The organism is Mesorhizobium sp. B2-3-11, assembly GCF_006442215.1.
GTDB lineage: Bacteria > Pseudomonadota > Alphaproteobacteria > Rhizobiales > Rhizobiaceae > Mesorhizobium > Mesorhizobium salmacidum.
The window spans coordinates 224,137-245,104 of the sequence record NZ_VFVS01000005.1 but is presented as its reverse complement, the minus strand read 5'-3'; the positions used below and the strand labels follow the sequence as shown (position 1 = coordinate 245,104).

Sequence of the window (20,968 nt, the reverse complement as noted above, 5' to 3'; positions counted from 1 at the left end):
TCCCGTCGAGGCTCTTTCGAAACGCGAACCCATGGACAGGTATAATGACGATACTGAACAGGGACACGCTGGCCATTATCATGGTCGGAACCACGCATGTCGTCGACATGGGCGGCAAGCACGCCTTCGTCCACTATGAAACTGAAGATCGGGCGCACATGCTCCTACCGGACGGCACACGCTTGCACGGACTTTGGGCGCTGCTGGACGACGGCTACAAGGTCGAATGGAAAGACGGCCCCGCCGGCGCGTGGAAACTCGATCATACACCGGGAGCGATCGATTATATCGACGCGACAGGCGCCGTGCGCGGACGCGTCTCACGCATCGATTTCGGCGATCCGCAGCGCCTGGCCGCTTGATCCGAAGAACAGTCAGCCCTCGAGCAGGCCGCCACCGATCGCCCGTTCGAGCGACTCGATCGCCACGGCCAGCTTCTCGTCGATGACGTGCAGATATTCCGTCCAGTTGTTGACATGGCGCAGATCGGCCGAGCCGTCGGAAATGCCGCGCAGGCCGATCAGCGGCACGCCGAACAAGTGGCAGGCGCGCAGGCAGGCGAAGGTCTCCATGTCGACCATATCGGCGTCGATCACGTCATAAGCGGCACCGGTGACGATCGCGCCGCCGGTCGAGAGCGTGGCGCTTCTGATACCTGGAATAACGAGAGGCAGTGGCACCGTCACCGGCAGGTCGAGGAAAGGCGTCGCGCCCTTCTCGAAGCCGAGCGGCGAAGCGTCCATGTCGCGATAGCTCACCGAAGCTGCCTGATAGATTTCAGCCTGTTCCAGCTTGCGGCTGCCGGCCGAGCCCAGCGAAACGACCAAGTCCGGAAGCGCTCCTTCGGCCTTCAACGCCGCGAGCTCGGCGCCCAGCCTGACGCCGGCCTCGACCGGACCGACTCCGGTCATCAGCGGCGTGAACAGGTTTTTCAGGTGCGGGCCGTATTCAGCCTCGACCGCCATGACGAAGAGAACGGATTTGCCCGACAGACGTGCCACTTCAACGGTCATGACGACCCCGACCCCCATTTGTTGCGACCACGGAAGGGAAAGGAGGCAACGTGCCCTCGCTGCCTGCCGGCCCTTCGCTATGGCTCCGTGCGTTCGTCGGACGAAAAGCCCATTCAGGGGGGTTTCGTCCGCTGCGCAGACCTCTCCTCACCCCGCGATACCGTCGCGACCAACCATCGTCATCATCGTGCCGGTCATGGTGGCGATCAGCTTGGCCTCGCCGTCGGCGGCGAAGGCATAGGCCTGGCCGTCGGCAACGATGATGGTGCGGCCGGGTTTGGTCACCGAACCGCGGAACAGAAAGCGTTCGCCCCGGCCCGGCGCCAGAAGGTTGACCTTGAATTCGATGGTCAGCACGCCGGAATTCTCAGGCATGAGCGAGAATGCCGCATAGCCGCAAGCCGAGTCCAGCGCCGTCGAAATGACGCCTGCATGCAGGAAGCCATGCTGCTGGGTCAGCGCCGCCGAATAGGGCATCTCGATCTCGATTATGCCGGGTGTCACCAAAGTCAATTCGGCGCCGATCGTCGCCATCGCCTGCTGGCGTGCAAAGGACGCCCTGACGCGATCTTCATAGTCTGGAGCCGGTACGATCTTCGCTGCCATCGCCGTTGCCTTCGTTTGTCTGGCAAAGCTTATTGCAGAGGGATCGGCGGCAGGCAATCTCAATTGCTGCACTGCAACAATTGGTCTCGTAGGCCGTCACCGGCCGAGTGGCCGCGAACTGCCGGCGGATGCGGCAGGGCTCAGTTGGTCCGGCGCAGCGCGCAGAAATAGAACCCATCAGTGCCGCTCAGCGCCGGCGACAGGGAAATATCGCCGCCAGCGCCGATCCGCGCCGCTGCTTGGTGGCCCGGAAAACGGCCGTCCCAGAGAGCGCGGTGATCGACCGGGGCAAAGCCGCTGCTGCGCTCACGAAACGCCATGACCTGCTCGCCATTCTCCTCGTCGAATACCGAGCAGGTGATATAGACCAGCAAGCCGCCGGGTTTGACATACATCCTGGCGGCATCGAGGATCGTCGCCTGCTCGCCCTTGCGGGCGTCGAGCTGTCTCTGTGTCAGCCGCCATTTGGCATCGGGACGCCGCCGCCAGGTACCGCTGCCGGTGCAGGGGGCATCGACCAGCACGATGTCCATGTGACCGACCAGCGGGGCAAGCTCGGCCGGCTTGGTGGCGACCTGCACATTGCGATTTTCCGAGCGGCGGATGCGGTCGAAGATTGGCGCCAGCCGCGCCTTTTCAGCATCGTGGGCAAAGATCTGGCCGTGATTGTCCATCGCCGCCGACAGCGCCAGCGTCTTGCCGCCGGCGCCGGCGCAGAAGTCAAGCACCTGCATGCCGGCCGTCGCGCCGGCAAGCGCTGCCGCAATTTGCGACCCCTCGTCCTGGACTTCGAACCAGCCTTTCTGGAAGGCCGGCTCGGCCTGCACGTTCGGGTGTCGGCCATCACCGTCGATCGGCGGGATGCGGATACCGTAGGGTGCGATCCGTGCGACACTGGCACCGGTCTGCTCCAGTTCGGCCAAGACCTTGACGCGATCGGCTTGAAGCGTGTTGACCCGGATGTCGAGCGGCGGACGCGTGGCCAGCGCCGCGCCCTCCTCGACCCATGTCTCGCCAAAGGCCCGTTCGAAAAGCGGTTCGCACCAATCGGGTATGTCGGCGCGAACCGCGGGCGGCGCGTCGGCAAGCCGGCGTTCCGCGATTGCCTGGAGTTCCGTGGCGCTGAGCAGCGGCGGCGCGAACTTGTCGCCTTCGAGCGCGGCGTTGAGCGACTGCCCCGTCTGGTTCCATTCAAGCAACAGCGCCCCGAAGCCGATGGCGCGCGGCGTGTCTTCGCCCAGCAACCAGCCGGCAGAGCGCTTGTGGCGCAGCGCGTCGTAGACGATGTTGCCGATCGCGGCGCGATCACCACCGCCGGCGAAGCGATGTGACAGGCCCCAATCCTTCAGCGCGTCGGCCACCGGCCGGTGACGCCGGCCAATGTCCTCCAGCACTTCGATAGCCGCAGCCAGCCGTCCGCCCAGTCGCATTCGTCATTCCATCAAATCGAGCACATTATCTCGGTCTGCTCTTAGAGCCTTTCACGTCCGGATTGAACCCCGCTCGGTCTCGCCGCGAGTGCAAGCTGGCCATGGTCGGCAAACCTGTCCGATCAGTAAATCTTCACGGCGGTTAGCAGTAGGCAAACCAGTAGATGCAAGATTTCTAATGTTCTTAACTGGCGCCCGCAAGGACGGCGTACGGTGCTACAGCTCTGCTTTCCAAGTTTTTCGGTTGGGAATACTCTTGCCGCCATGATTCGCGGCGCGGAAACCGTGGACCGGCGGATCGTCACGAGGAGAGGGCAATGAAGACTTATCTGGCGGAAGTTCTAGGCACATTTCTGTTGGTATTCATCGGTACGGCGTCCGTGGTGACGGGCGGCTTCGGCGGCGCGCTGCCGCTTGGCCAGGAAGGCATCGGCCTAGCATTCGGCATCGGCCTCATCGCGGCGGCCTATGCGATCGGCCCGATTTCGGGCGCGCATCTCAATCCGGCGGTGACACTCGGCGTCTTCCTTGCCGGCCGGCTGCCGGCCAAGGACGTCATCCCCTATTGGATCGCCCAGATCATCGGCGCCATCATTGCCTCGCTGGCACTGTGGATCATCGTTTCCGGCCAGACCGGCGGCCACACAGGCGGCTTCGGCGCGAATGGCTGGGACGAGACGAAATGGGGCATGAGCTCGGCGTTCCTGTGGGAGCTGATCGGCACCTTCACCTTCGTCACGGTAATCCTCGGCGTTACCGCTGAAAAGCACTCGACGGCTTTTGCCGGTCTGGTCATCGGCTTGACGCTGGCCGGCATTCACTTCGCCATGATCCCGGTCACCGGCACCTCGGTCAATCCGGCGCGCTCCATCGGTCCGGCGCTGTTCACCGGCGGTGCCGCACTCAGCCAGCTCTGGCTGTTCATCGTCGCGCCGTTGATCGGCGGCGCCATTGCCGGAGTCGTCGCCAAGGCGCGTATTTTCGAGAAGGATTGATTGCCGGAGCTTGAATGCAAAAGGCGCGGGCTACGGCCCGCGCCTTTTTTGTACGACTTTGAGTTCGGATCAGGCGGCGATATCAAACCGGTCGGCGTTCATCACCTTGGTCCATGCCGCGACGAAATCCCGGGCGAATTTCTGCCCGGCGTCCGCCGATCCGTAGACTTCGGCCAAGGCACGCAGCTGCGCATGCGAGCCGAAGATCAGATCGGCGCGGGTGCCGGTCCACTTGACGGCCTTGGTCCTGCGGTCGCGCGCCTCGTAGATCTCTTCCGCGCCCGGCTCGGAGCCGGCAGCCGGATCCCACACCGTGTTCATGCTGAGCAGGTTGACGAAGAAGTCGTTGGTCAGCTTACCCGGCCTGTCGGTGAACACGCCATGCTTTGACTGGCCGGTGTTAGCGCCGAGCACCCGCAGGCCGCCAACAAGCACCGTCAGCTCCGGCGCCGACAGGCCCAGCAACTGCGCCCGGTCGACCAGCATGGCTTCGACCGACATGGGCTGTTTGCCTCTGACATAGTTGCGGAAGCCGTCGACTTTCGGCTCGAGAGCGGCAAAAGAGTGGACATCCGTCTGTTCCTGCGAGGCATCCATGCGGCCGGGCGTGAACGGCACCTTCACGTCGTTGCCGCCATCCTTCGCAGCCTTCTCGACGGCCGCGACACCACCGAGCACGATCAGGTCGGCAAGCGAGACCTTCTTGCCGCCAGCGTTGAACTCCTTCTGAATGCCTTCGAGCTTGGCAAGCACCTTCACTAGCTCGGCCGGCTGGTTGACGTCCCAGTCCTTCTGCGGTGCCAGCCGGATGCGGGCACCGTTGGCGCCGCCGCGCTTGTCGGAGTTGCGGAAGGTCGAAGCCGAGGCCCAGGCCGTCGAGACCAGTTCGGAAACCGACAGGCCGGAGGCCAGGATCTTGGCCTTCAGCGATGCGATGTCCTGGTCGCTGACCAGTTCATGGTCGACCGCCGGGATCGGATCCTGCCAGATCAGCTCTTCCTTCGGCACCAACGGGCCGAGATAGCGAACGACCGGGCCCATGTCGCGGTGGGTCAGCTTGAACCAGGCGCGGGCAAAGGCATCGGCGAACTGATCCGGATGTTCGTGGAAACGCCGTGAGATCTTCTCGTAGGCCGGGTCGGCCCGCAGGGCGAGGTCGGTGGTCAGCATGGCCGGCGCGCGACGCTTTGAAGGGTCGTGCGCATCGGGCACCGTGCCGGCACCGGCGCCACCCTTCGGCGTCCACTGATGGGCGCCTGCCGGGCTCTTCGTCACTTCCCATTCGTAGTTGAACAGGTTGTCGAAGAAGTTGTTGCTCCACTTGGTAGGCGTCGTTGTCCAGGTGACTTCGAGGCCCGAGGTGATGGCATCGCCGGCAATGCCCGACGCATACTTGCTCGACCAGCCGAGGCCCTGCGCCTCTATGCCGGCGCCTTCCGGCTCGGCCCCTACCAGCGAGGCATCACCGGCGCCATGGGTCTTGCCAAAGGTGTGGCCGCCGGCGATCAGCGCCACGGTTTCCTCGTCGTTCATCGCCATGCGAGCGAAGGTTTCGCGGATGTCGCGCGCGGCGGCAATCGGGTCCGGCTTGCCGTTCGGGCCTTCCGGGTTGACGTAGATCAAGCCCATCTGCACGGCCCCGAGATGGCCACGAAGCTCACGGTCGCCCGAATAGCGCTCGTCGCCAAGCCACTTGGTCTCGGAGCCCCAGTCGACGTCCTGCTCCGGCTCCCAAACGTCGGCGCGGCCACCGGCGAAGCCGAAGGTCTTGAAGCCCATCGATTCCAGCGCGACGTTGCCCGTGAGGATCAACAGGTCGGCCCAGGAAATCTTGCGGCCGTATTTCTGCTTGACCGGCCACAGCAGCCGGCGCGCCTTGTCAAGATTGGCGTTGTCAGGCCAGCTGTTCAGCGGCGCAAAACGCTGCTGGCCCGCTCCGGCCCCGCCGCGACCGTCGCCGATGCGATAGGTGCCGGCGCTGTGCCAGGCCATGCGGATGAAGAGCGGCCCATAATGGCCGAAGTCGGCCGGCCACCAGTCCTGCGAATCCGTCATGACCTTATGCAGGTCCTTGACCACCGCATCGAGGTCGAGACTCGCGAATTCCTTGGCATAATCGAAGTCCTCGCCCATCGGGTCCGACAGGTTCGACTGCTGGTGGAGAACGCCGAGGTCAAGCTGGTTCGGCCACCAGTCACGGTTGGTCCGGCTGGCGGATCCATGCGCAACAGGGCATTTGCCCGCGCTGTTGTCGTCGGTTTTCGCGTCCATCTCTCACTCCAATTTTGCCGAGGTTTGATTTTGCCGAGGTTGATTTTTGCCGAGATTTTGGGGCAGCCAGCGGCCCGCGCCAATCTGGAACCACCCAGACTAGGCCACACTGACGATAAAAACAAATTGCCTTTCCTGTTTATTTCGATAGGATTTTCTTATGACAGGCTTGACTGCATGATCGGATTGACAGTTCGCCAGATGCATTATTTCGACGCGCTGGCGCAGACGCTGCATTTCGGGCGTGCGGCGAAACTTGCAGGTGTCAGCCAGCCGGCGCTGTCCTCCCAGATCGCAGAAATGGAGCAACGGCTGAACTGCCGGCTGTTCGAACGCGGCGGCAAGTCGGTGCGCATGACGGACGAAGCGGTCGCCCTGTTGCCTCGCATCGAGCGCATCCTGGCTGACATACGTGACGTGGAAACGACGGCCCGGCGCGGCCGCACCGCCATGGAGGGACGCTTCCGGTTGGGCATCATCCCGACCGTCGCGCCCTATCTTCTGCCGCGGGCCTTGCCCGAACTGAAGAAGCATTTCCCGGCCCTGCTGCTCGAACTGCGCGAGGCGGTCACCACCTCCCTGGTCGAGGACACCGCATCGCGAAAACTCGATGCCTTCATCGCCGCGCTTCCGCTCGACCATCCCGGGCTGATCACCGAAGCGCTGTTTCCCGACCGGTTCTTCCTGGCCGTGCCATCAGGCGATCCGGCCTTTGCCTCGCCGCCGGTTCCGCCTGAGAGCCCGGCGCTGGAAAGACTGATGCTGCTGGAAGAAGGCCATTGCCTGCGCGAACAGGCGCTGGCCGTCTGCGGCAATGTGCGGCCGGTGGCAATGGCAAGCTATGGCGCGACCAGCCTGACCACGCTTTTGCAGATGGTGGCGCACGGGCTCGGCGTCACTCTCATCCCCGAAATGGCGGCGGGCCCTGCCGGCACTATCTCCGATCTCAAGATCGTGCCGTTCCAGGAACCGATGCCGCAGCGCATGATCTGCCTAGCCTGGCGGCGCAACAATGCGCGGCACGGCGAATGCGTCGAACTGGCGAAGATCATCCGGGGCCTCGGTGCGGTGATGCTGGTGGCGTGAGAAGCGAACAACCCCGCGCCGGACCGTTCGCGCGTGCGAGAGCCGGGCTCGGCGCAGGGCCATCGGAGATGCGGAACCGACGACGTCAACCTGTCAGGGTATCGCGATGCCGGCATGGTGACTTCCCAACTGCCAGAAGGGTAGCCGAAACCGATCACGCTCCGCTTCGACGATATGGAAGCCCGCCGCCCGGATCAGCTGCAATGGGTCGCGGTTGAGATGGCAGCCGCCGGCGAGCCGGCCCCACAGCCGGTTCAGATGCTCCTGCCACCGGCGGCAACGCGGCCCTTCGGCCTGGCCGTGCTCGATGAAGATCAACCGGCCCGTGGGCTTCAGGATGCGCCGGATCTCGGTCAGCGCCACCTCAGGGTCCGGAATGGTGCAGAAGGCATAGGTGACGACAACCGTGTCGGCGAAGCTGTCGGTCAAGGGCAGTCTTTCACCGCTGGCCCGGATACAGTCGACATCGAATGGCAAGGAACGGGTCTTCGGTTCGGCCAGACCCAGCATCGTGCCGTCGGGATCGACGCCGACCACCCGTTTCACCCTGCCGGCGTCGTAATAGGGAAGGTTCAGGCCGGACCCGAAACCGACCTCGACCACAACGCCCCCCGCCCGCGGGATCAAGCGCCTTCGCATATGCGCGAAGGCGCTGGCCGAACAGCCGGCGTGGACGAGGTAGGGAGCAATGCAACGCGCGTACCAGGAGAGACAGGATTGGCACATGCTTCAGCCTCCTAGCCGGGTGCTGGCGGCACCGGAAGGGATGCCTCCGCCGGCAACGGGCCCTGATGTGCAATGGTGGATGGGAGTATTGACCAGTGACATTTCTCGCCCCAAGGGAGTCTCATGATCGGGCCCGATCGGCCCGACGTCGTGGGGATGGATAGAAGGCCGGCGTCCCCTCAACGTCCCTGGATGGCGGTGGTCGGATCGATGGAGCGATTGGAATTCCGATTTCTGGGTTTTCCGGAGTTCCGCTTGAACGGCCGGCGGGTGGAACTCGCCCTGCGCAAGGCGGCAGCCCTCCTCATCTATATCGCCGAGGCCAGCGGGCCGGTGGCGCGCGAGGTCGCCGCCACGCTTTTGTGGCCCGAGACCGACGACCAGGCCGCACGCGCCCGCCTTCGGCGGACACTCTATAAAATCCGCATCGCGTTCGGCAGTGCGATCATCGCCGCCACAGGCGGCTCCCTCAGCCTGCACCCAGCATTGTCCGCCGAGATCGACACCAGGGTTTTCGAGCATGCCTGCAATTCCGGCTCTCTCGACGCCGCAGCCGATATCTACAAAGTCGACTATCTCGCCGGCTTCTCGCTGCCGGACTGTCCGGAATTCGAAGAATGGGTCTTCTTCCGGCGGGAGACCTTGCGCGGCCGCTTGGTGCAAACGCTGGAGCGGCTCGTCGAAGCCAAGATCGCTGGCGGCGAGCCGCGCGGCGCGATCGTTCATGCGACGCGGCTGGCGGCACTCGACCCCCTGAGCGAAAGCGCGCACCGCCACTTGATCCGTGCCTACCTGGCGGCAGGCGACAAGGCGGCGGCGGAGCGTCAGATCGAGACGTGCATCCGGCTGTTGCGGGACGAACTCGGCGTAGCGCCGAACCCCGCCACGCTGGCCATGCTGCGCGAGCCAACTCAGGACACCACCTTGGACGTGCCCAGAACGCGCTATGTCGCGGTCGACGGCATCCACATCGCGTACCAGATCGTCGGTAGCGGCCCGACGGACATCGTGCTCGTTCCCGGCTTTATTTCGCATGTCGAGCGTATCTGGGAAGACCCGGGCTGCCGCGCCTGGCTGACCGCGATTTCGCGCCTGGGTCGCCTGATCCTCTTCGACCGGCGCGGCATGGGGCTTTCCGACCGCGTGGGTGCCCGTCCCACAGTTGAGGCGACGGCGCAGGATATTCTGGCGGTCATGAATGCGGCCGGCAGCCGCCGGGCTTTGCTCGTCGGCGCGTCGGAGGGTGGGCCGGGCTGTATCCGTTTTGCGGTCGAGCATCCCGATCGGCTGACAGGCCTTGTCCTGTGGGGCTCGCTTGCGAAAGGCAGCCGCGCGCCTGACTATCCCTACGCCTTGACCGTCGCGCAGTATGATCTTTGGAAGCAACGCCTGCTCGCGGGCTGGGGTGGCCCGGCGGAAATCGAAACCTTCGCCCCAAGCCTCGCTGGCGACCGTCAGGCAAGGACTTGGTGGGCCGGATTGCTCAGGGCGGCCTCCAGCCCGGGCGCGGTCGCGGGCCTGCTCGAGGCATTACGGGACGCCGATGTCCGTCACCTGCTGGCAAAAGTCTCCGCCTGACGATGGTCCTCCACCGTTCCGGCGACCGCGCCGTGCGCATCGAGGCCGGGCGGTTCCTCGCGGCCAGGATTCCCGGCGCGCGGTTCATCGAGGTCGACGGCGACGACCACTGGTTCTGGGTCGGCGACGAAAAGATGCTGCTCGACAGCGTCAGCGCGCTGGTGCGACGCGGCTGATCCGGCCTCACGCCGTCTTTTGCGTCACCAGTCCCAGCTCTTCCACCATCGCCTGACGCATCAGGAATTTCTGCGGCTTGCCGGTCACCGTCATCGGCAATTCGGTGCGGAAGCGGATGTGGCGCGGCACCTTGTAGTGGGCGATCTGGCCGGCGCAGAATGCCTTGATCTCCTGTTCGGTGGCGACCTGGCCGGGCTTGGGCACGATCCAGGCGCACAACTCCTCGCCATATTTGGCGTCGGGAATGCCGAAGACCTGGACTTCCCGCACTTTGGGATGGCGGTAGAGGAATTCCTCGACCTCTCTGGGATAGACGTTCTCGCCGCCACGGATGACCATGTCCTTGACGCGGCCGACAATGTTGCAATAGCCCTCGGCGTCGATGGTGGCGAGGTCGCCGGTGTGCATCCAGCCATCGCTATCGATCGCCTCGCGGGTCTTTTCGTCGTCGTCCCAATACCCCTTCATCACTGAATAGCCGCGCGTGCAAAGCTCGCCCGGCGCGCCGACCGCAATCGTGGCGCCATCGGCGTCGATGGCCTTGACCTCGACATGCGGATGGATGCGCCCGACCGTCGAGACGCGCTTTTCCAGGGGATCGTCAACGCTGCTCTGGAACGAGACCGGACTGGTCTCGGTCATGCCGTAGGCGATGGTCACTTGCGCCATATGCATCAGCGACACCACCTTCTTCATCACCTCGATCGGGCATGGCGAACCGGCCATGATGCCGGTGCGCAGGCTGGATAGATCGAAGGATGAAAAGTCCGGATGGTCGAGCATGCCGACGAACATGGTCGGCACGCCATAGAGGCCGGTGCAGCGTTCCTGCGACACGGCTTTCAACGTCAGTCCGGGATCGAAGCCTTCGCACGGGAAAACCATGGTCGCGCCCTTCGACACGCAACCCATCGTGCCCATCGACATGCCGAAGCAATGATAGAGCGGCACAGGGATGCAGAGCCGGTCTTCGACGGTAAGCTTGATGGCCGAGGTGACGAAATTGCCGTTGTTGACGATGTTCAGATGGGTGAGCGTCGCGCCCTTGGGTGCCCCTGTCGTGCCCGAGGTGAACTGGATGTTGATCGCATCGCCCGGCTTCAACCCCTCCGAGATGCGGTCAAGACTGTCATGCTCGTCGCGCCCAGCCATGGCCAGCACATCGCCGAAATTGAACATGCCTGGCGAGTTCTCCTCGCCCATGCGGATGACGATCCTGAGCGCCGGCAACTTGCTGGCCTTCAGTTTGCCCGGTGTTGCCGTGGCGATCTCCGGCGCCAGCGTCTCGATCATGCCGAGATAGTCCGACGTCTTGAAGTTGGCCGCCGTCACCAAGGCCTTGCAGCCGACCTTGTTGAGCGCATATTCCAGTTCGGTCAGCCGGTAGGCGGGATTGATGTTGACCAGGATCAGGCCGATGCGGGCGGTGGCGAACTGCGTCACCAGCCATTCCCACCGGTTGGGTGACCAGATGCCGACCCGGTCGCCCTTCTGGAGACCAAGTGCCAGGAAGCCGGCGGCCAGCGCATCCACCGTGTCCGACAGTTCGCTCCAGGTGAAGCGCTTGTCCTGGCCGACAAAGACGGCGGCATCGAGCGTGCCGTGTTTGCTGACGGTGTCGGAGAAAAGTGCTGGAATGGTCTTGTCGAGCAGCGGCACGCCGCGATCGCCCGAGACATGCGCCCTGCCATCCACGGGCGCGATAAAGACGCCGCCAGCACGCGCGCCTCGGCCGCGCAGATTGGTGGCGTTCTTCAGCTCGTCGAGATTGACCGGCATCGCTGTCTCCTCCAAGACTGGCCGAACCTATCAGCCTGCCGGGATGCTGGAAATCCCGTCGATGGTACTGGAGCCCCCTCCCTGAAGGATCGCTATGCGATCGCTGCCGCCATTTTCGCGACGATGTCGCGCAAGACGGCTTCGTCGACCGCGGCACGTGTCTTCCTCGAGGCCACAAGGCAGGCCTGCGACTTCAGCACGACGCCATCGCCCAGCACCTTGAGATGGTTGGCGCGCAGCGTCGAGCCCGTGCTGGTGATGTCGACGATGACGTCGGCAAGGCCGGCCGCCGGCGCGCCCTCGGTGGCGCCGAGGCTCTCGACGATGCGATAGACCTGGATACCGTGTTTGAGCGAAAAGAACTGCTGCGTCAGCCGCCAGTATTTGGTGGCGATCCTGAGCCGCCGGCCATGACGCTGGCGGAAATCGGCTGCAACGTCGTCGAGATCGGCCATGGTATCGACATCGAGCCAGATCTCAGGCACCGCGACCACGACATCGGCATGGCCGAAGCCGAGGCGGGCGACGATCTCTGCCCGCGCTTCCCAGTCGGCGAGATTTTCCCGCACAAGGTCCTCACCGGTAATACCGAGATCGACCGCGCCCTGGCCTATTTCGCCCGATATTTCGGAGGCCGACAGGAAAACCACTTCGACATTGTCCAGGCCCTCGACGCGGGCGTGATATTTGCGCTCGTCGCCGGGCAGGCTGACGGCGAGGCCAGCCTTGGCCAGCACCTCCAGGGCCTGCTCCTTGAGCCTGCCCTTCGACGGGATCGCCAGTGTGATCATGATGCCGCCCCCCGCAACGCCTCGATGCGGTCGAGCCACACCGAGAAGCCGACACCAGGGATCGCGGTCTTGGCGCCGAGCAGCGTCAGCAACCTGTCATAGCGCCCGCCACCGGCGAGGGGACGCTCGCCATTGGCGACCGCGATTTCGAAGACCACACCCGTGTAATAATCGAGCGGACGGCCGAAAGCGGCGTCGTAGCGGATTTTTCCCGAGGGCAAGCCATGCGCCTCGATCGCCTTGGCGCGGGCCGAGAATTTTTCCAGCGCGGCGCCCAGCGAAAGTCCGGCGCCGGCGGCGAAGGTTTCCAATGCGTGGGCTGCGCCATCGAGCGGCACGTCGATCGCCAAAAAATTCTTCAGGGCAGCGAAGGCCTCGTTCGACAGCCGCACGCTGCGCAACTCGGCTTTCTCGATCAGCCGCCGCGCGATATCCGACGGCGCGCGCCCGGCGGATGCCGACAGGCCAGCCTCTTCCATGCCGCCGGCAATGTGCTGGGAAAGACCGTCCAGATCGCCGTCGAGAACAAGCGCCGCGACTGGACCGGAGAGCTGGCCGTTGCGCGGCGGGTTGGCGAGATCGGCGAGTGCGGCCTCCAGCATCGGCGCCGAGCCGAAGGCGCGGGCCAGCCGCATGCGCCAGCCGCGCGGCAAGCCGAGCGCCGCCAGAACCGCCTCGAAAATCGCCTGGTCGCCAAGCGTGACGGCCAGCGGCTGGCCGGGCAGCACCAGCGATAGCAGCGCATGCGCGTCGGCCACCGAGCGGGCATCGGCTTCGGCCGTGTCGCGGTCGCCGAGATCCTCGATGCCGGCCTGGAAGAACTCATTGCCGCCCTCGCGGCGCTGGCGAAACACTTCGCCGAGATAGCAATAGCGGCGCGGCGTGCCGGCCTGGCTGGCTATGTGGTCGAGGCAGACGGGAATGGTGAATTCGGGCCGCAGGCAGAGCGTCTGCCCGGTCTCGCTTTCGGTGAGGAAAATGCGCCGGCGCAGGTCCTCGCCGGCCATGTCGAGGAACGGATCGGCCGGCTGCAGCACCGCGACTTCGACGGCATGTGTGTTGCGCGCAGCGAAGAGTGTGGTGATGTCGGCTGATATGGCGGGGTAGCGGGAGGTCATGGACAGGATGGGCGCGACGCGCCACCCTTCACACGATCGGCAGCCTGCGCCGCCAAAATTTTCTTCACCTCGGCGACCAGTTCGCCTTCCGCCACCGTCACCTGCGCCGGGCGCGCGGCGCGCCATTCGGCGTTATCCGTGATCTCCGCCGACATGCGGGCGCCTTCGATCAGGTCCTTGATCTGCAATTCGCCTTTGGCGCGCTCGTCGCCGCCCTGGATGACGGCGATGGGACAACCGCGCCGGTCGGCATATTTGAGCTGCGCTTTCATGCCGGCACCGCCGAGATACATTTCGGAGCGGATGCCGGCGGCGCGCAATTGCGAGACCATCTTCTGGTAGCGGCCGAGACTTTCCGTGTCCTTGTCCATGACCAGCACGACAACCGGCGCAATCACATCGGTGCTGTCGAGCTTGCCGAGATTTTTCAGCGCCGTCATCAGCCGGGAGACCCCGATCGAAAAACCGGTCGCCGGCACCGGCTCGCCACGGAAGCGCGAGACCAGGCCGTCATAGCGGCCGCCGCCGCCGACCGAACCGAAGCGCACGATCTGGCCGTCCTCATTGGGGATTTCGGCTAGAAGCTCGGCCTCGAAGACCGGGCCGGTGTAATATTCCAGGCCGCGGACGACAGAACGATCCATGGCAATGCGGTCCTCGGCATATCCGGCGGCCCTGACCAGGGCTTCGATCGTCGCGAGTTCGCCAACGCCCTCCTGGTAGACCGCGTTCCCGCTGACGCTGGCATCCTGGCCAGCCTGCGTATTGCGCGTGGTCGCCAGAAGAACGGCCTCGGCTTGCGTGTCATTCAGCCCGGCGCCCTTGGCGAAGTCGCCCTCGCCTTCCTTGCCACCGTCCCAGCGCCCCGGCCCAAGCAGAAGCCGGACCCCTTCCGGACCGAGCTTGTCCAGCTTGTCGATGGCACGCAGCACCGTCAGCCTGCGCCCGACATTCTCGTCACCGCCAAGTCCGATCGCCTCCAGCACGCCGTCCAGCACCTTGCGGTTGTTGACGCGAATGACGTAGTCGCCGCGCTTGATACCGAGCGCTTCCATGACGTCGGCCATCATCATCGCCATCTCCGCGTCCGCCGCCACGCCCGGCGTGCCGATCGTATCGGCGTCGAACTGCATGAACTGGCGGAAGCGGCCGGGACCGGGCTTTTCGTTGCGAAACACCCAGCCGGATCGGTAGCTGCGATAGGGTTTCGGCAGGCGCTCGAAGTTCTCGGCGACGAAACGCGCCGTCGGCGCGGTCAGGTCGTAGCGCAGCGACAGCCACTGGTCGTCATCGTCCTGGAACGAGAAAACACCTTCGTTCGGCCGATCCTGGTCGGGCAGGAATTTTCCCAGCGCATCGGTGTATTCGATCAGCGGCTGGTCGGCCGGCTCGAAGCCATAAAGCTCATAGACCGAGCGGATCGTCGCCATCATCTTCTCGACGGCGCGAATGTCTTCGGCGCTGCGGTCGGCAAAACCGCGCGGCAGCCGCGCTTTCGTCTTTTCCGATTTGTCGGCCATGGGATTCGCCCGGTATTTCGTGTTGCTGAAAGCTTAACAGCGTTGCGATTTTCGCAACGGGCGTGTCCTAACCGAAGAGGCCCTATGCGGCAAGGCCGGCGGCGGGCACGGTATCCAGGCGTGCGAGGGGCACGCGCGGGCGTTCTCCGAAACAAGCACGCACCGAAATGGAAACAATCCCGCCATCAGCCCGGCATCGTGCCGACACAATCGCGGCCGACATAGCATACCGACACGAAGGGGTTCGGGACATGACCAGCGCAACGACATTCCATGCCAACGGCGAAGCCGGTGAATTGCCGGCACGTCTGCGCCCGGCGGGCATCCATGCACCGAAAATGATTGGCCAGGCGGCCGGACCGTTCGATGTACCGGCCGACACCGGCAAGGATCCTTCCCTGCGCGACGCCTTGGTGACGGGCCTGCTGGTGATCTATCCGACAGTGGCTGCCGTGGCGGCGATCGTCGCCGGGCTGTTCCTGGCCGGTGCCAACGGCACCTGAACTGCCCGTAGCTATTTCGGCCGTTTGAAAGCCTTCCGTTCCTTCTCGACCTCCTTGCGGCACACACACCCCTCGAGATGATCGTTGACCATGCCCATGGCCTGCATGAAGGCGTAGACCGTGGTCGGGCCCACGAAGGTCCAGCCGCGCTTCTTCAGGTCCTTCGATATCCGCACGGAGACCGCGGTGGTCGGGTTGGCGCGCAGATGGGCGAGGTCGACGGTTTGCGGCCGTTCCTCCCTGCCGGGTTCGAACTTCCAAAACCAGGCGGCCAGGGAGCCGAACTCGTCGACCATTTCGCGGGCGCGTTTGGCATTGTTGATGGTCGAGACGATCTTGCCGCGATGGCGGATGATGCCGGCATTGCCGAGCAGGCGCTCGACGTCCCGTTCGGTGAAGGTGGCGACCTTGTCGAAGTCGAAGCCAGCGAAGGCCTCGCGAAAATTCTCCCGCTTGCGCAGAATGGTCAGCCACGACAGGCCCGACTGGAACCCTTCCAGGCAGATCTTCTCGAACAGCCTGCGGTCGTCGGCCACCGGCCGGCCCCATTCATGGTCATGGTAATGCAGATAGTCGGGCAGATTGCCATGCCAGAAGCAGCGCGCGACACCGTCAGGACCGGCAAGCAGGCCGGTTTTTTCATTGTTCATCCTGAAAATTCCATCCGTTAACACGCTTCCGCGCTGTCTTTACCGTGGCTTTACCAGATTCCTGAACCCGGCGGTAACCACACCAAAGGGTTTACTGACAGAACCGCATTTTACGCATTCCGATTCATGTTTCGGTTGCTGCTCGCCGCCAATGATCGCGCAAGCCGGGAGCGTTCTCGCCCGGTGTATTAGACGATCAAGGTGCGTTCCCGATGAAGAGAGTTCTGTTTCCCTTGCTCGGCGCCGTGGCTGTGTTTGCCGCCGGCGTCACACCCTCAACCGCCGGCGACCGCTATGCCGACAGACCGCCGGTGATGGTGAGCCCCGACCTTTCCGCGCCCTGGGTGCTGCAACTCGGCCATGCGCCGGGTATCGTTCGGCAGAACCGACAGGCCGCGCAGCCGCGCCAGCGCACCGCGCAGCCCGACCGCGTGCAGACGGCCGCCGTGCAGGCCCCGGCCAAACGCATGGTCATGCGCCCGCAGATCAATCCGGTCTACCTGCCGCAGGAAGTCGCCTATGAAGGCGCCCAGAAGCCGGGCACCATTGTCATCGATACCACGCAGAATTTCCTCTATCTGGTCGAGAAGAGCGGCAAGGCGCGGCGTTACGGCGTCGGCACCGGCAAGCCCGGCTTCGAATGGTCGGGCACGCACAAGATCACCAACAAGCGCGTCTGGCCGGACTGGCGTCCGCCGGCGGAGATGATCAAGCGCGAGGCGGCCAAGGGCCGCTACCTGCCGACCTATCTGGCCGGCGGCATGGAAAACCCGCTCGGCGCGCGCGCGCTTTATCTCGGCACCACCGAGTACCGCATCCACGGCACCAACCAGCCCTGGACGATCGGCGGCGCGGTGTCGTCGGGCTGCATCCGCATGCGCAACGAGGATGTCGTCGACCTCTATGAACGGGTCAATGTCGGAACGACTGTCGAAGTGATATAGTGATAGCGAATCAGCCGGTTAAGCAGTGTTGAGCAGTTTTTGACGCACTGTTGCCCTCAAGTCATAGCGCACTTTTGGAAGACGTGCTTAGACTGGCAGCGAGTTAACGGGGGACGGGCCGTGTGGGGATACGGCCAGTCACGAGAGGGCAGCGCGGGTAACCGGGCTGCCCTTTTCGTTTCACGGTGCGACAGGTCGCCCCGAAAGCACGGTGTTTCGTTTTCGGGGCTGATTTCCGGACCATGCTCTGCTATTGCAGTGCACAATTTCCCCACCAAAGGTTCGAACTATGTCCCCGTCCGACGACAGCCGCTATCTCAAGGGCGGGCCGGTTGCCCAGCGCATCATCGCCGCCGTGCGCGAGGACGCGGCCATTGCCAAGGCTGAGGGTTTCCCGCCCAAGCTGATCTCGATCACCGTCGGCGATACCGACGCGGTCGATGTCTATGTGCGCAACCAGCGTGCGAAGGCACAGCTCGCCGGCATCGATTTCGAGGAACGGCGTTTTCCCGCCACCATCACCGCAGGTGAACTCGAAGCAGCCATCCACGGCCTGAATGCCGATCCGCGCGTCACCGGCATCATCATCCAGCGGCCGGTTCCCGCGCATATCCCGATCAAGACGCTGCAGGCGGCCGTGCATCCGCTGAAGGACGTCGAGGGCATGCACCCGGCCTCGATCGGCAACATCGTCTACAACCAGCTCGACCTCGCGCCCTGCACCGCGGCGGCCTCGGTCGAACTGCTCAAGGAAACCGGCCTTGATCTCAAGGGGCTTGAAGTGGTCATCGTCGGCCATTCGGAAATCGTCGGCAAGCCGATCGCTTTCCTTCTAATGAGCGAAGGCGCGACCGTGACGGTCTGCCATCACATGACGCGCTCGGTTGCCGCCCATGCGCGGCGCGCCGACGCGCTGTTCGTCGCCGTTGGCAAGCCCAGGCTGATCAAGGCCGACATGGTGAAACCAGGGGCGGCCGTCATCGATATCGGCATCAATTCCGAAATTGGGCCTGATGGCACGAGCCGCATTGTCGGCGACGTCGACACCGAAAGCGTACGCGAGGTTGCCTCCTGGATCACACCTGTGCCAGGCGGCGTCGGCCCGATCACGGTGGCGATCCTGCTGCGCAACACGATGGTGGCGCTCAGCCGCCAGCGCGCGCTTTATGAAGCTACCTACGGCACGGCGGGCAGGCTCGCGGCCGAGTAGCGGTGGGCCTACCTACTCCGCCGCCACCAAGCTTTCTTCCAGAACGCCTTCCGGCTTCGGCCCGCCATAAGCCCAGTCGAGCAGCTTGATCGTATGCACCACAGGCATCCTGGCGGTGGATGCGATCTGCGTGATGCAGCCGATATTGCCGGTGGCGACGATCGAGGCGCCCGTCGCCTCGATATTTTTCACTTTGCGATCGCGCAGCCTGGCCGAAATCTCGGATTGCAGGATGTTGTAGGTGCCGGCCGAGCCGCAACAGAGGTGCCCCTCGCGCGGCTCGCGCACGTCGAAGCCGGCCTTGGCGAGCAGTTCCTTCGGCTGGCGGATGATCTTCTGGCCGTGCTGAATGGAGCAGGCTGAGTGATAGGCAACGACCGTGCCCGGCTTGCGCACCGGTTCAGGCAGATCGATGGCGGACAGATACTCGGTGATATCCTTGGCCAGCCCCGACACGCGCGCGGCCTTGTCGGCATAGGCCGGATCGAGCCGCAGCATGAAGCCGTAATCCTTGATCGTCGTGCCGCAGCCCGACGCGGTGATGATGATGGCGTCGAGCCCGCCTTGCTCGATGGCGCGCGTCCAGGCATCGACATTCTGCCTGGCCGAGGCAAGGGCGGCTTCTTCCCGCCCCATGTGATGAACCAGTGCGCCGCAGCAGCCCTCGCCCGGCGGCACCACGACCTCGACGCCGAGCCGGGTCAGCAACGAGATGGTGGTGTCGTTGATGCCGGGATCAAGCACCGACTGCGCGCATCCGGTAAGGATGGCGACCCGGCCCTTTTTCGTCCCCTGCCCAGCATGGACGCCCGGCAAGGCCATCGGCGAGGCCGCCGGGATCGACGCCGGTGCGAGCTTGAGCATCGCGCCGAGAGGCTTCAGCGCCGGAATTTTTTCGAACAGATCGATGAAAGGCTTGCCCAGCCTGGCCAGCTTGAGCGCGGCGCGGAAGCGTTGGGGATAAGGCAGCACGAAGGCCAGCATGGCGCGGGTCAGCCGGTCAAGCAGCGGCCGCGTGTAAGTTTCCTGGATATGAGCGCGGGCATGGTCGACCAGGTGCATGTAGTTGACGCCCGACGGGCAGGTGGTCATGCAGGCGAGGCACGACAGGCAGCGGTCGATATGGGTGACGATCTCCTTGTCGGCGGGACGGCCGTTCTCCAGCATGTCCTTGATCAGATAGATGCGCCCGCGCGGCGAATCGAGTTCGTTGCCAAGCGTCACATAGGTCGGGCAGGTGGCGGTGCAGAAGCCACAATGCACGCATTTGCGCAGGACCTTTTCGGACTCCGCGACATGCGGATCGGCAAGCTGGGCGGGCGAAAAATTGGTCTGCATCTCTGATGTCCTAGGCCATGCGGCCGGGATTGAGGATGTTCTTCGGGTCGAATTCCTGCTTCAGCCGCTGGCTGAGCGCCGCCAATGCCGGCGCCTGCGGCTCGAACACCGGCAGAGCCGCCCGATGGGAAGGGGTAGCGCGCACCAGCGTCGCATGGCCGCCGCCATGTTTCCTCAGAAGCCCGCGCAGCAGAGCGGCTTCGGGATCGCCCTCCTCCATGCGCAGCCACACCAGCCCGCCCTGCCAGTCGTAGAAGGCGCTGACGGCGGCCTGCATGCGCAGCGTCAGAACCATCTGATGCCCCTGGGCGGGCATCATCGAGACCCGCCAGACCGGCTTCTCGCTGCCATCGACGAAGGGCCGGCAATCCCTCATATCGCGCCAGATTGCCTTGGAGGTCTCCCTGGCAATCTCCTCCAGCGGCCCGGCCTTGCCGAGCAGTGTCCTCAGCGCGGCGATACGATAGGCGACGGAAGGACCAAAGCCCTCGACGCGCAGCAGCGTGGCGGCATCACTGCCGAGCGTGCCGCCGGCAACACGCGCGGCGATGCGCTCCGGCAGGTGGGCGGCACTCGACACTTCGGCGCTGGAACCAAGCGCCAAGGCCATGGCGGTGCAGGCGGCATCATCGAGCAGGCCACGAACGGCGAGCGTGACTTCGGTCTCGGCCGCTGGCAGCACCTTGAAGGTGACGTCGGTGAAGACGGCCAGCGTACCCCAGCTGTTGGCCATCAGCTTCGACAGATCGTAGCCGGTGACGTTCTTGACCACGCGGCCGCCCGACTTGAAGGCTTCGCCCCGGCCGGAAACGACATTGATGCCCAGGATATGGTCGCGCGCGGCGCCCGCCTTCAGCCGGCGGGGACCGGACAGGTTGGCGCCGAGCACGCCGCCAATGGTGCCTTTGCCCGGCTCGCCACCGAGCAACGGACCGTAGTCCATCGGCTCGAAGGCAAGCTGCTGGCCCTTTTCAGCCAGCAGCTTTTCGATCTCGGCCAGCGGCGTGCCTGATTTGGCCGACAGCACCAGTTCGGCGGGCTCATAGAGGGTCACGCCCGAGAGTTTCGACAGGTCGAGCGTGTGCTCGGTCTGCAACGGACGACCGATGCCGCGCTTGGAGCCGCGGCCAAGGATTTCGAGCGATATTTCCTCTGCCGCCGCCCAGGCAACGGTGGAGAGGACTTCATCTGAGGTGGTGGGGGTGAAGGTGGTCATATTCGCACCTGATTCCT

The 20,968-nt window shown here is 64.5% G+C and carries 20 protein-coding genes; 8 read left to right on the top strand and 12 right to left on the bottom strand.

Features of this window, described 5'->3' with window-relative positions; translation table 11 throughout:
• Positions 1-44 precede the first annotated feature (44 nt).
• A complete protein-coding gene (locus FJ960_RS09975; protein ID WP_140713538.1) occupies positions 45-362 on the top strand; it encodes a hypothetical protein in 318 nt (105 codons plus the stop codon).
• Between the two features lie 12 nt (positions 363-374).
• Here FJ960_RS09975 and FJ960_RS09970 read toward each other — a convergent pair whose 3' ends face one another.
• The 3 genes from FJ960_RS09970 to FJ960_RS09960 form a co-directional block, all read right to left on the bottom strand.
• Positions 375-1,013 (bottom strand): 5'-methylthioadenosine/S-adenosylhomocysteine nucleosidase, encoded by a 639-nt coding sequence (locus tag FJ960_RS09970; RefSeq protein ID WP_140713536.1) that lies wholly within the window; start codon positions 1,011-1,013, stop codon positions 375-377.
• A 147-nt stretch (positions 1,014-1,160) separates the two neighbouring features.
• On the bottom strand, positions 1,161-1,619 hold the full coding sequence (locus FJ960_RS09965; protein ID WP_027146613.1) for a PaaI family thioesterase: 459 nt from the start codon (positions 1,617-1,619) through the stop codon (positions 1,161-1,163).
• Between the two features lie 140 nt (positions 1,620-1,759).
• Positions 1,760-3,049 carry an RsmB/NOP family class I SAM-dependent RNA methyltransferase gene (locus tag FJ960_RS09960; protein WP_140713534.1) on the bottom strand — a complete coding sequence of 430 codons (1,290 nt, stop codon included), beginning with the start codon at positions 3,047-3,049 and terminating at the stop codon, positions 1,760-1,762.
• A gap of 317 nt (positions 3,050-3,366) precedes the next feature.
• Between FJ960_RS09960 and FJ960_RS09955 the strand changes: the two genes are divergently transcribed.
• Positions 3,367-4,044, top strand: coding sequence for an MIP family channel protein (locus FJ960_RS09955; RefSeq protein ID WP_027146615.1), 678 nt, complete (start codon positions 3,367-3,369; stop codon positions 4,042-4,044).
• Positions 4,045-4,113: 69 nt separating this feature from the next.
• Here FJ960_RS09955 and katG read toward each other — a convergent pair whose 3' ends face one another.
• Positions 4,114-6,315: a catalase/peroxidase HPI gene (gene katG / locus FJ960_RS09950; RefSeq protein WP_140713532.1), complete on the bottom strand. Its 2,202-nt coding sequence runs from the start codon at positions 6,313-6,315 to the stop codon at positions 4,114-4,116.
• A gap of 177 nt (positions 6,316-6,492) precedes the next feature.
• Between katG and FJ960_RS09945 the strand changes: the two genes are divergently transcribed.
• Complete coding sequence (locus FJ960_RS09945) at positions 6,493-7,401, top strand: hydrogen peroxide-inducible genes activator (RefSeq protein ID WP_140713530.1); 909 nt, start codon at positions 6,493-6,495, stop codon at positions 7,399-7,401.
• 93 nt (positions 7,402-7,494) lie between these two features.
• Here the strand turns inward: FJ960_RS09945 and FJ960_RS09940 are convergent, their stop codons facing one another.
• Positions 7,495-8,127, bottom strand: coding sequence for a class I SAM-dependent methyltransferase (locus tag FJ960_RS09940; RefSeq protein WP_140713528.1), 633 nt, complete (start codon positions 8,125-8,127; stop codon positions 7,495-7,497).
• Positions 8,128-8,382: 255 nt separating this feature from the next.
• Here FJ960_RS09940 and FJ960_RS09935 point away from each other — a divergent pair, with 255 nt between their 5' ends.
• Together FJ960_RS09935 and FJ960_RS30250 are read left to right on the top strand one after the other, a co-directional pair.
• On the top strand, positions 8,383-9,705 hold the full coding sequence (locus FJ960_RS09935) for an alpha/beta fold hydrolase (protein ID WP_348642349.1): 1,323 nt from the start codon (positions 8,383-8,385) through the stop codon (positions 9,703-9,705).
• 2 nt (positions 9,706-9,707) lie between these two features.
• The gene (locus FJ960_RS30250; RefSeq protein ID WP_348642348.1) at positions 9,708-9,881 is read left to right on the top strand and encodes a hypothetical protein; all 174 of its coding nucleotides are present in this window, start codon (positions 9,708-9,710) and stop codon (positions 9,879-9,881) included.
• 7 nt (positions 9,882-9,888) lie between these two features.
• On the opposite strand, the gene FJ960_RS09930 is transcribed toward FJ960_RS30250, so the two are convergent.
• From FJ960_RS09930 to hisS, 4 genes are all read right to left on the bottom strand, one after another.
• On the bottom strand, positions 9,889-11,661 hold the full coding sequence (locus FJ960_RS09930; protein ID WP_140713526.1) for an AMP-binding protein: 1,773 nt from the start codon (positions 11,659-11,661) through the stop codon (positions 9,889-9,891).
• 92 nt (positions 11,662-11,753) lie between these two features.
• Entirely contained in the window at positions 11,754-12,452 is a 699-nt protein-coding gene (gene hisG / locus FJ960_RS09925; RefSeq protein WP_140713524.1) for an ATP phosphoribosyltransferase, read from the bottom strand.
• Positions 12,449-13,570 carry an ATP phosphoribosyltransferase regulatory subunit gene (locus FJ960_RS09920; protein WP_140713522.1) on the bottom strand — a complete coding sequence of 374 codons (1,122 nt, stop codon included), beginning with the start codon at positions 13,568-13,570 and terminating at the stop codon, positions 12,449-12,451. Before FJ960_RS09920 ends, hisG begins: the two co-directional genes overlap by 4 nt.
• On the bottom strand, positions 13,567-15,090 hold the full coding sequence (hisS, locus tag FJ960_RS09915) for a histidine--tRNA ligase (RefSeq protein WP_140504573.1): 1,524 nt from the start codon (positions 15,088-15,090) through the stop codon (positions 13,567-13,569). The genes FJ960_RS09920 and hisS overlap by 4 nt, the downstream gene beginning before the upstream one ends.
• Before the next feature lie 251 nt (positions 15,091-15,341).
• Between hisS and FJ960_RS09910 the strand changes: the two genes are divergently transcribed.
• Positions 15,342-15,593, top strand: coding sequence for a hypothetical protein (locus FJ960_RS09910; protein WP_140713520.1), 252 nt, complete (start codon positions 15,342-15,344; stop codon positions 15,591-15,593).
• Between the two features lie 11 nt (positions 15,594-15,604).
• On the opposite strand, the gene FJ960_RS09905 is transcribed toward FJ960_RS09910, so the two are convergent.
• Positions 15,605-16,243 carry a DNA-3-methyladenine glycosylase I gene (locus FJ960_RS09905; RefSeq protein WP_140713518.1) on the bottom strand — a complete coding sequence of 213 codons (639 nt, stop codon included), beginning with the start codon at positions 16,241-16,243 and terminating at the stop codon, positions 15,605-15,607.
• 212 nt (positions 16,244-16,455) lie between these two features.
• Between FJ960_RS09905 and FJ960_RS09900 the strand changes: the two genes are divergently transcribed.
• Together FJ960_RS09900 and FJ960_RS09895 are read left to right on the top strand one after the other, a co-directional pair.
• Complete coding sequence (locus FJ960_RS09900) at positions 16,456-17,187, top strand: L,D-transpeptidase (protein WP_140713516.1); 732 nt, start codon at positions 16,456-16,458, stop codon at positions 17,185-17,187.
• A 289-nt stretch (positions 17,188-17,476) separates the two neighbouring features.
• On the top strand, positions 17,477-18,397 hold the full coding sequence (locus FJ960_RS09895; protein WP_140504580.1) for a bifunctional 5,10-methylenetetrahydrofolate dehydrogenase/5,10-methenyltetrahydrofolate cyclohydrolase: 921 nt from the start codon (positions 17,477-17,479) through the stop codon (positions 18,395-18,397).
• Positions 18,398-18,409: 12 nt separating this feature from the next.
• Here the strand turns inward: FJ960_RS09895 and glcF are convergent, their stop codons facing one another.
• Together glcF and glcE are read right to left on the bottom strand one after the other, a co-directional pair.
• On the bottom strand, positions 18,410-19,735 hold the full coding sequence (glcF, locus tag FJ960_RS09890) for a glycolate oxidase subunit GlcF (protein WP_140713514.1): 1,326 nt from the start codon (positions 19,733-19,735) through the stop codon (positions 18,410-18,412).
• A 10-nt stretch (positions 19,736-19,745) separates the two neighbouring features.
• The gene (gene glcE / locus FJ960_RS09885; RefSeq protein ID WP_140713512.1) at positions 19,746-20,951 is read right to left on the bottom strand and encodes a glycolate oxidase subunit GlcE; all 1,206 of its coding nucleotides are present in this window, start codon (positions 20,949-20,951) and stop codon (positions 19,746-19,748) included.
• Between the last annotated feature and the right edge of the window lie 17 nt (positions 20,952-20,968).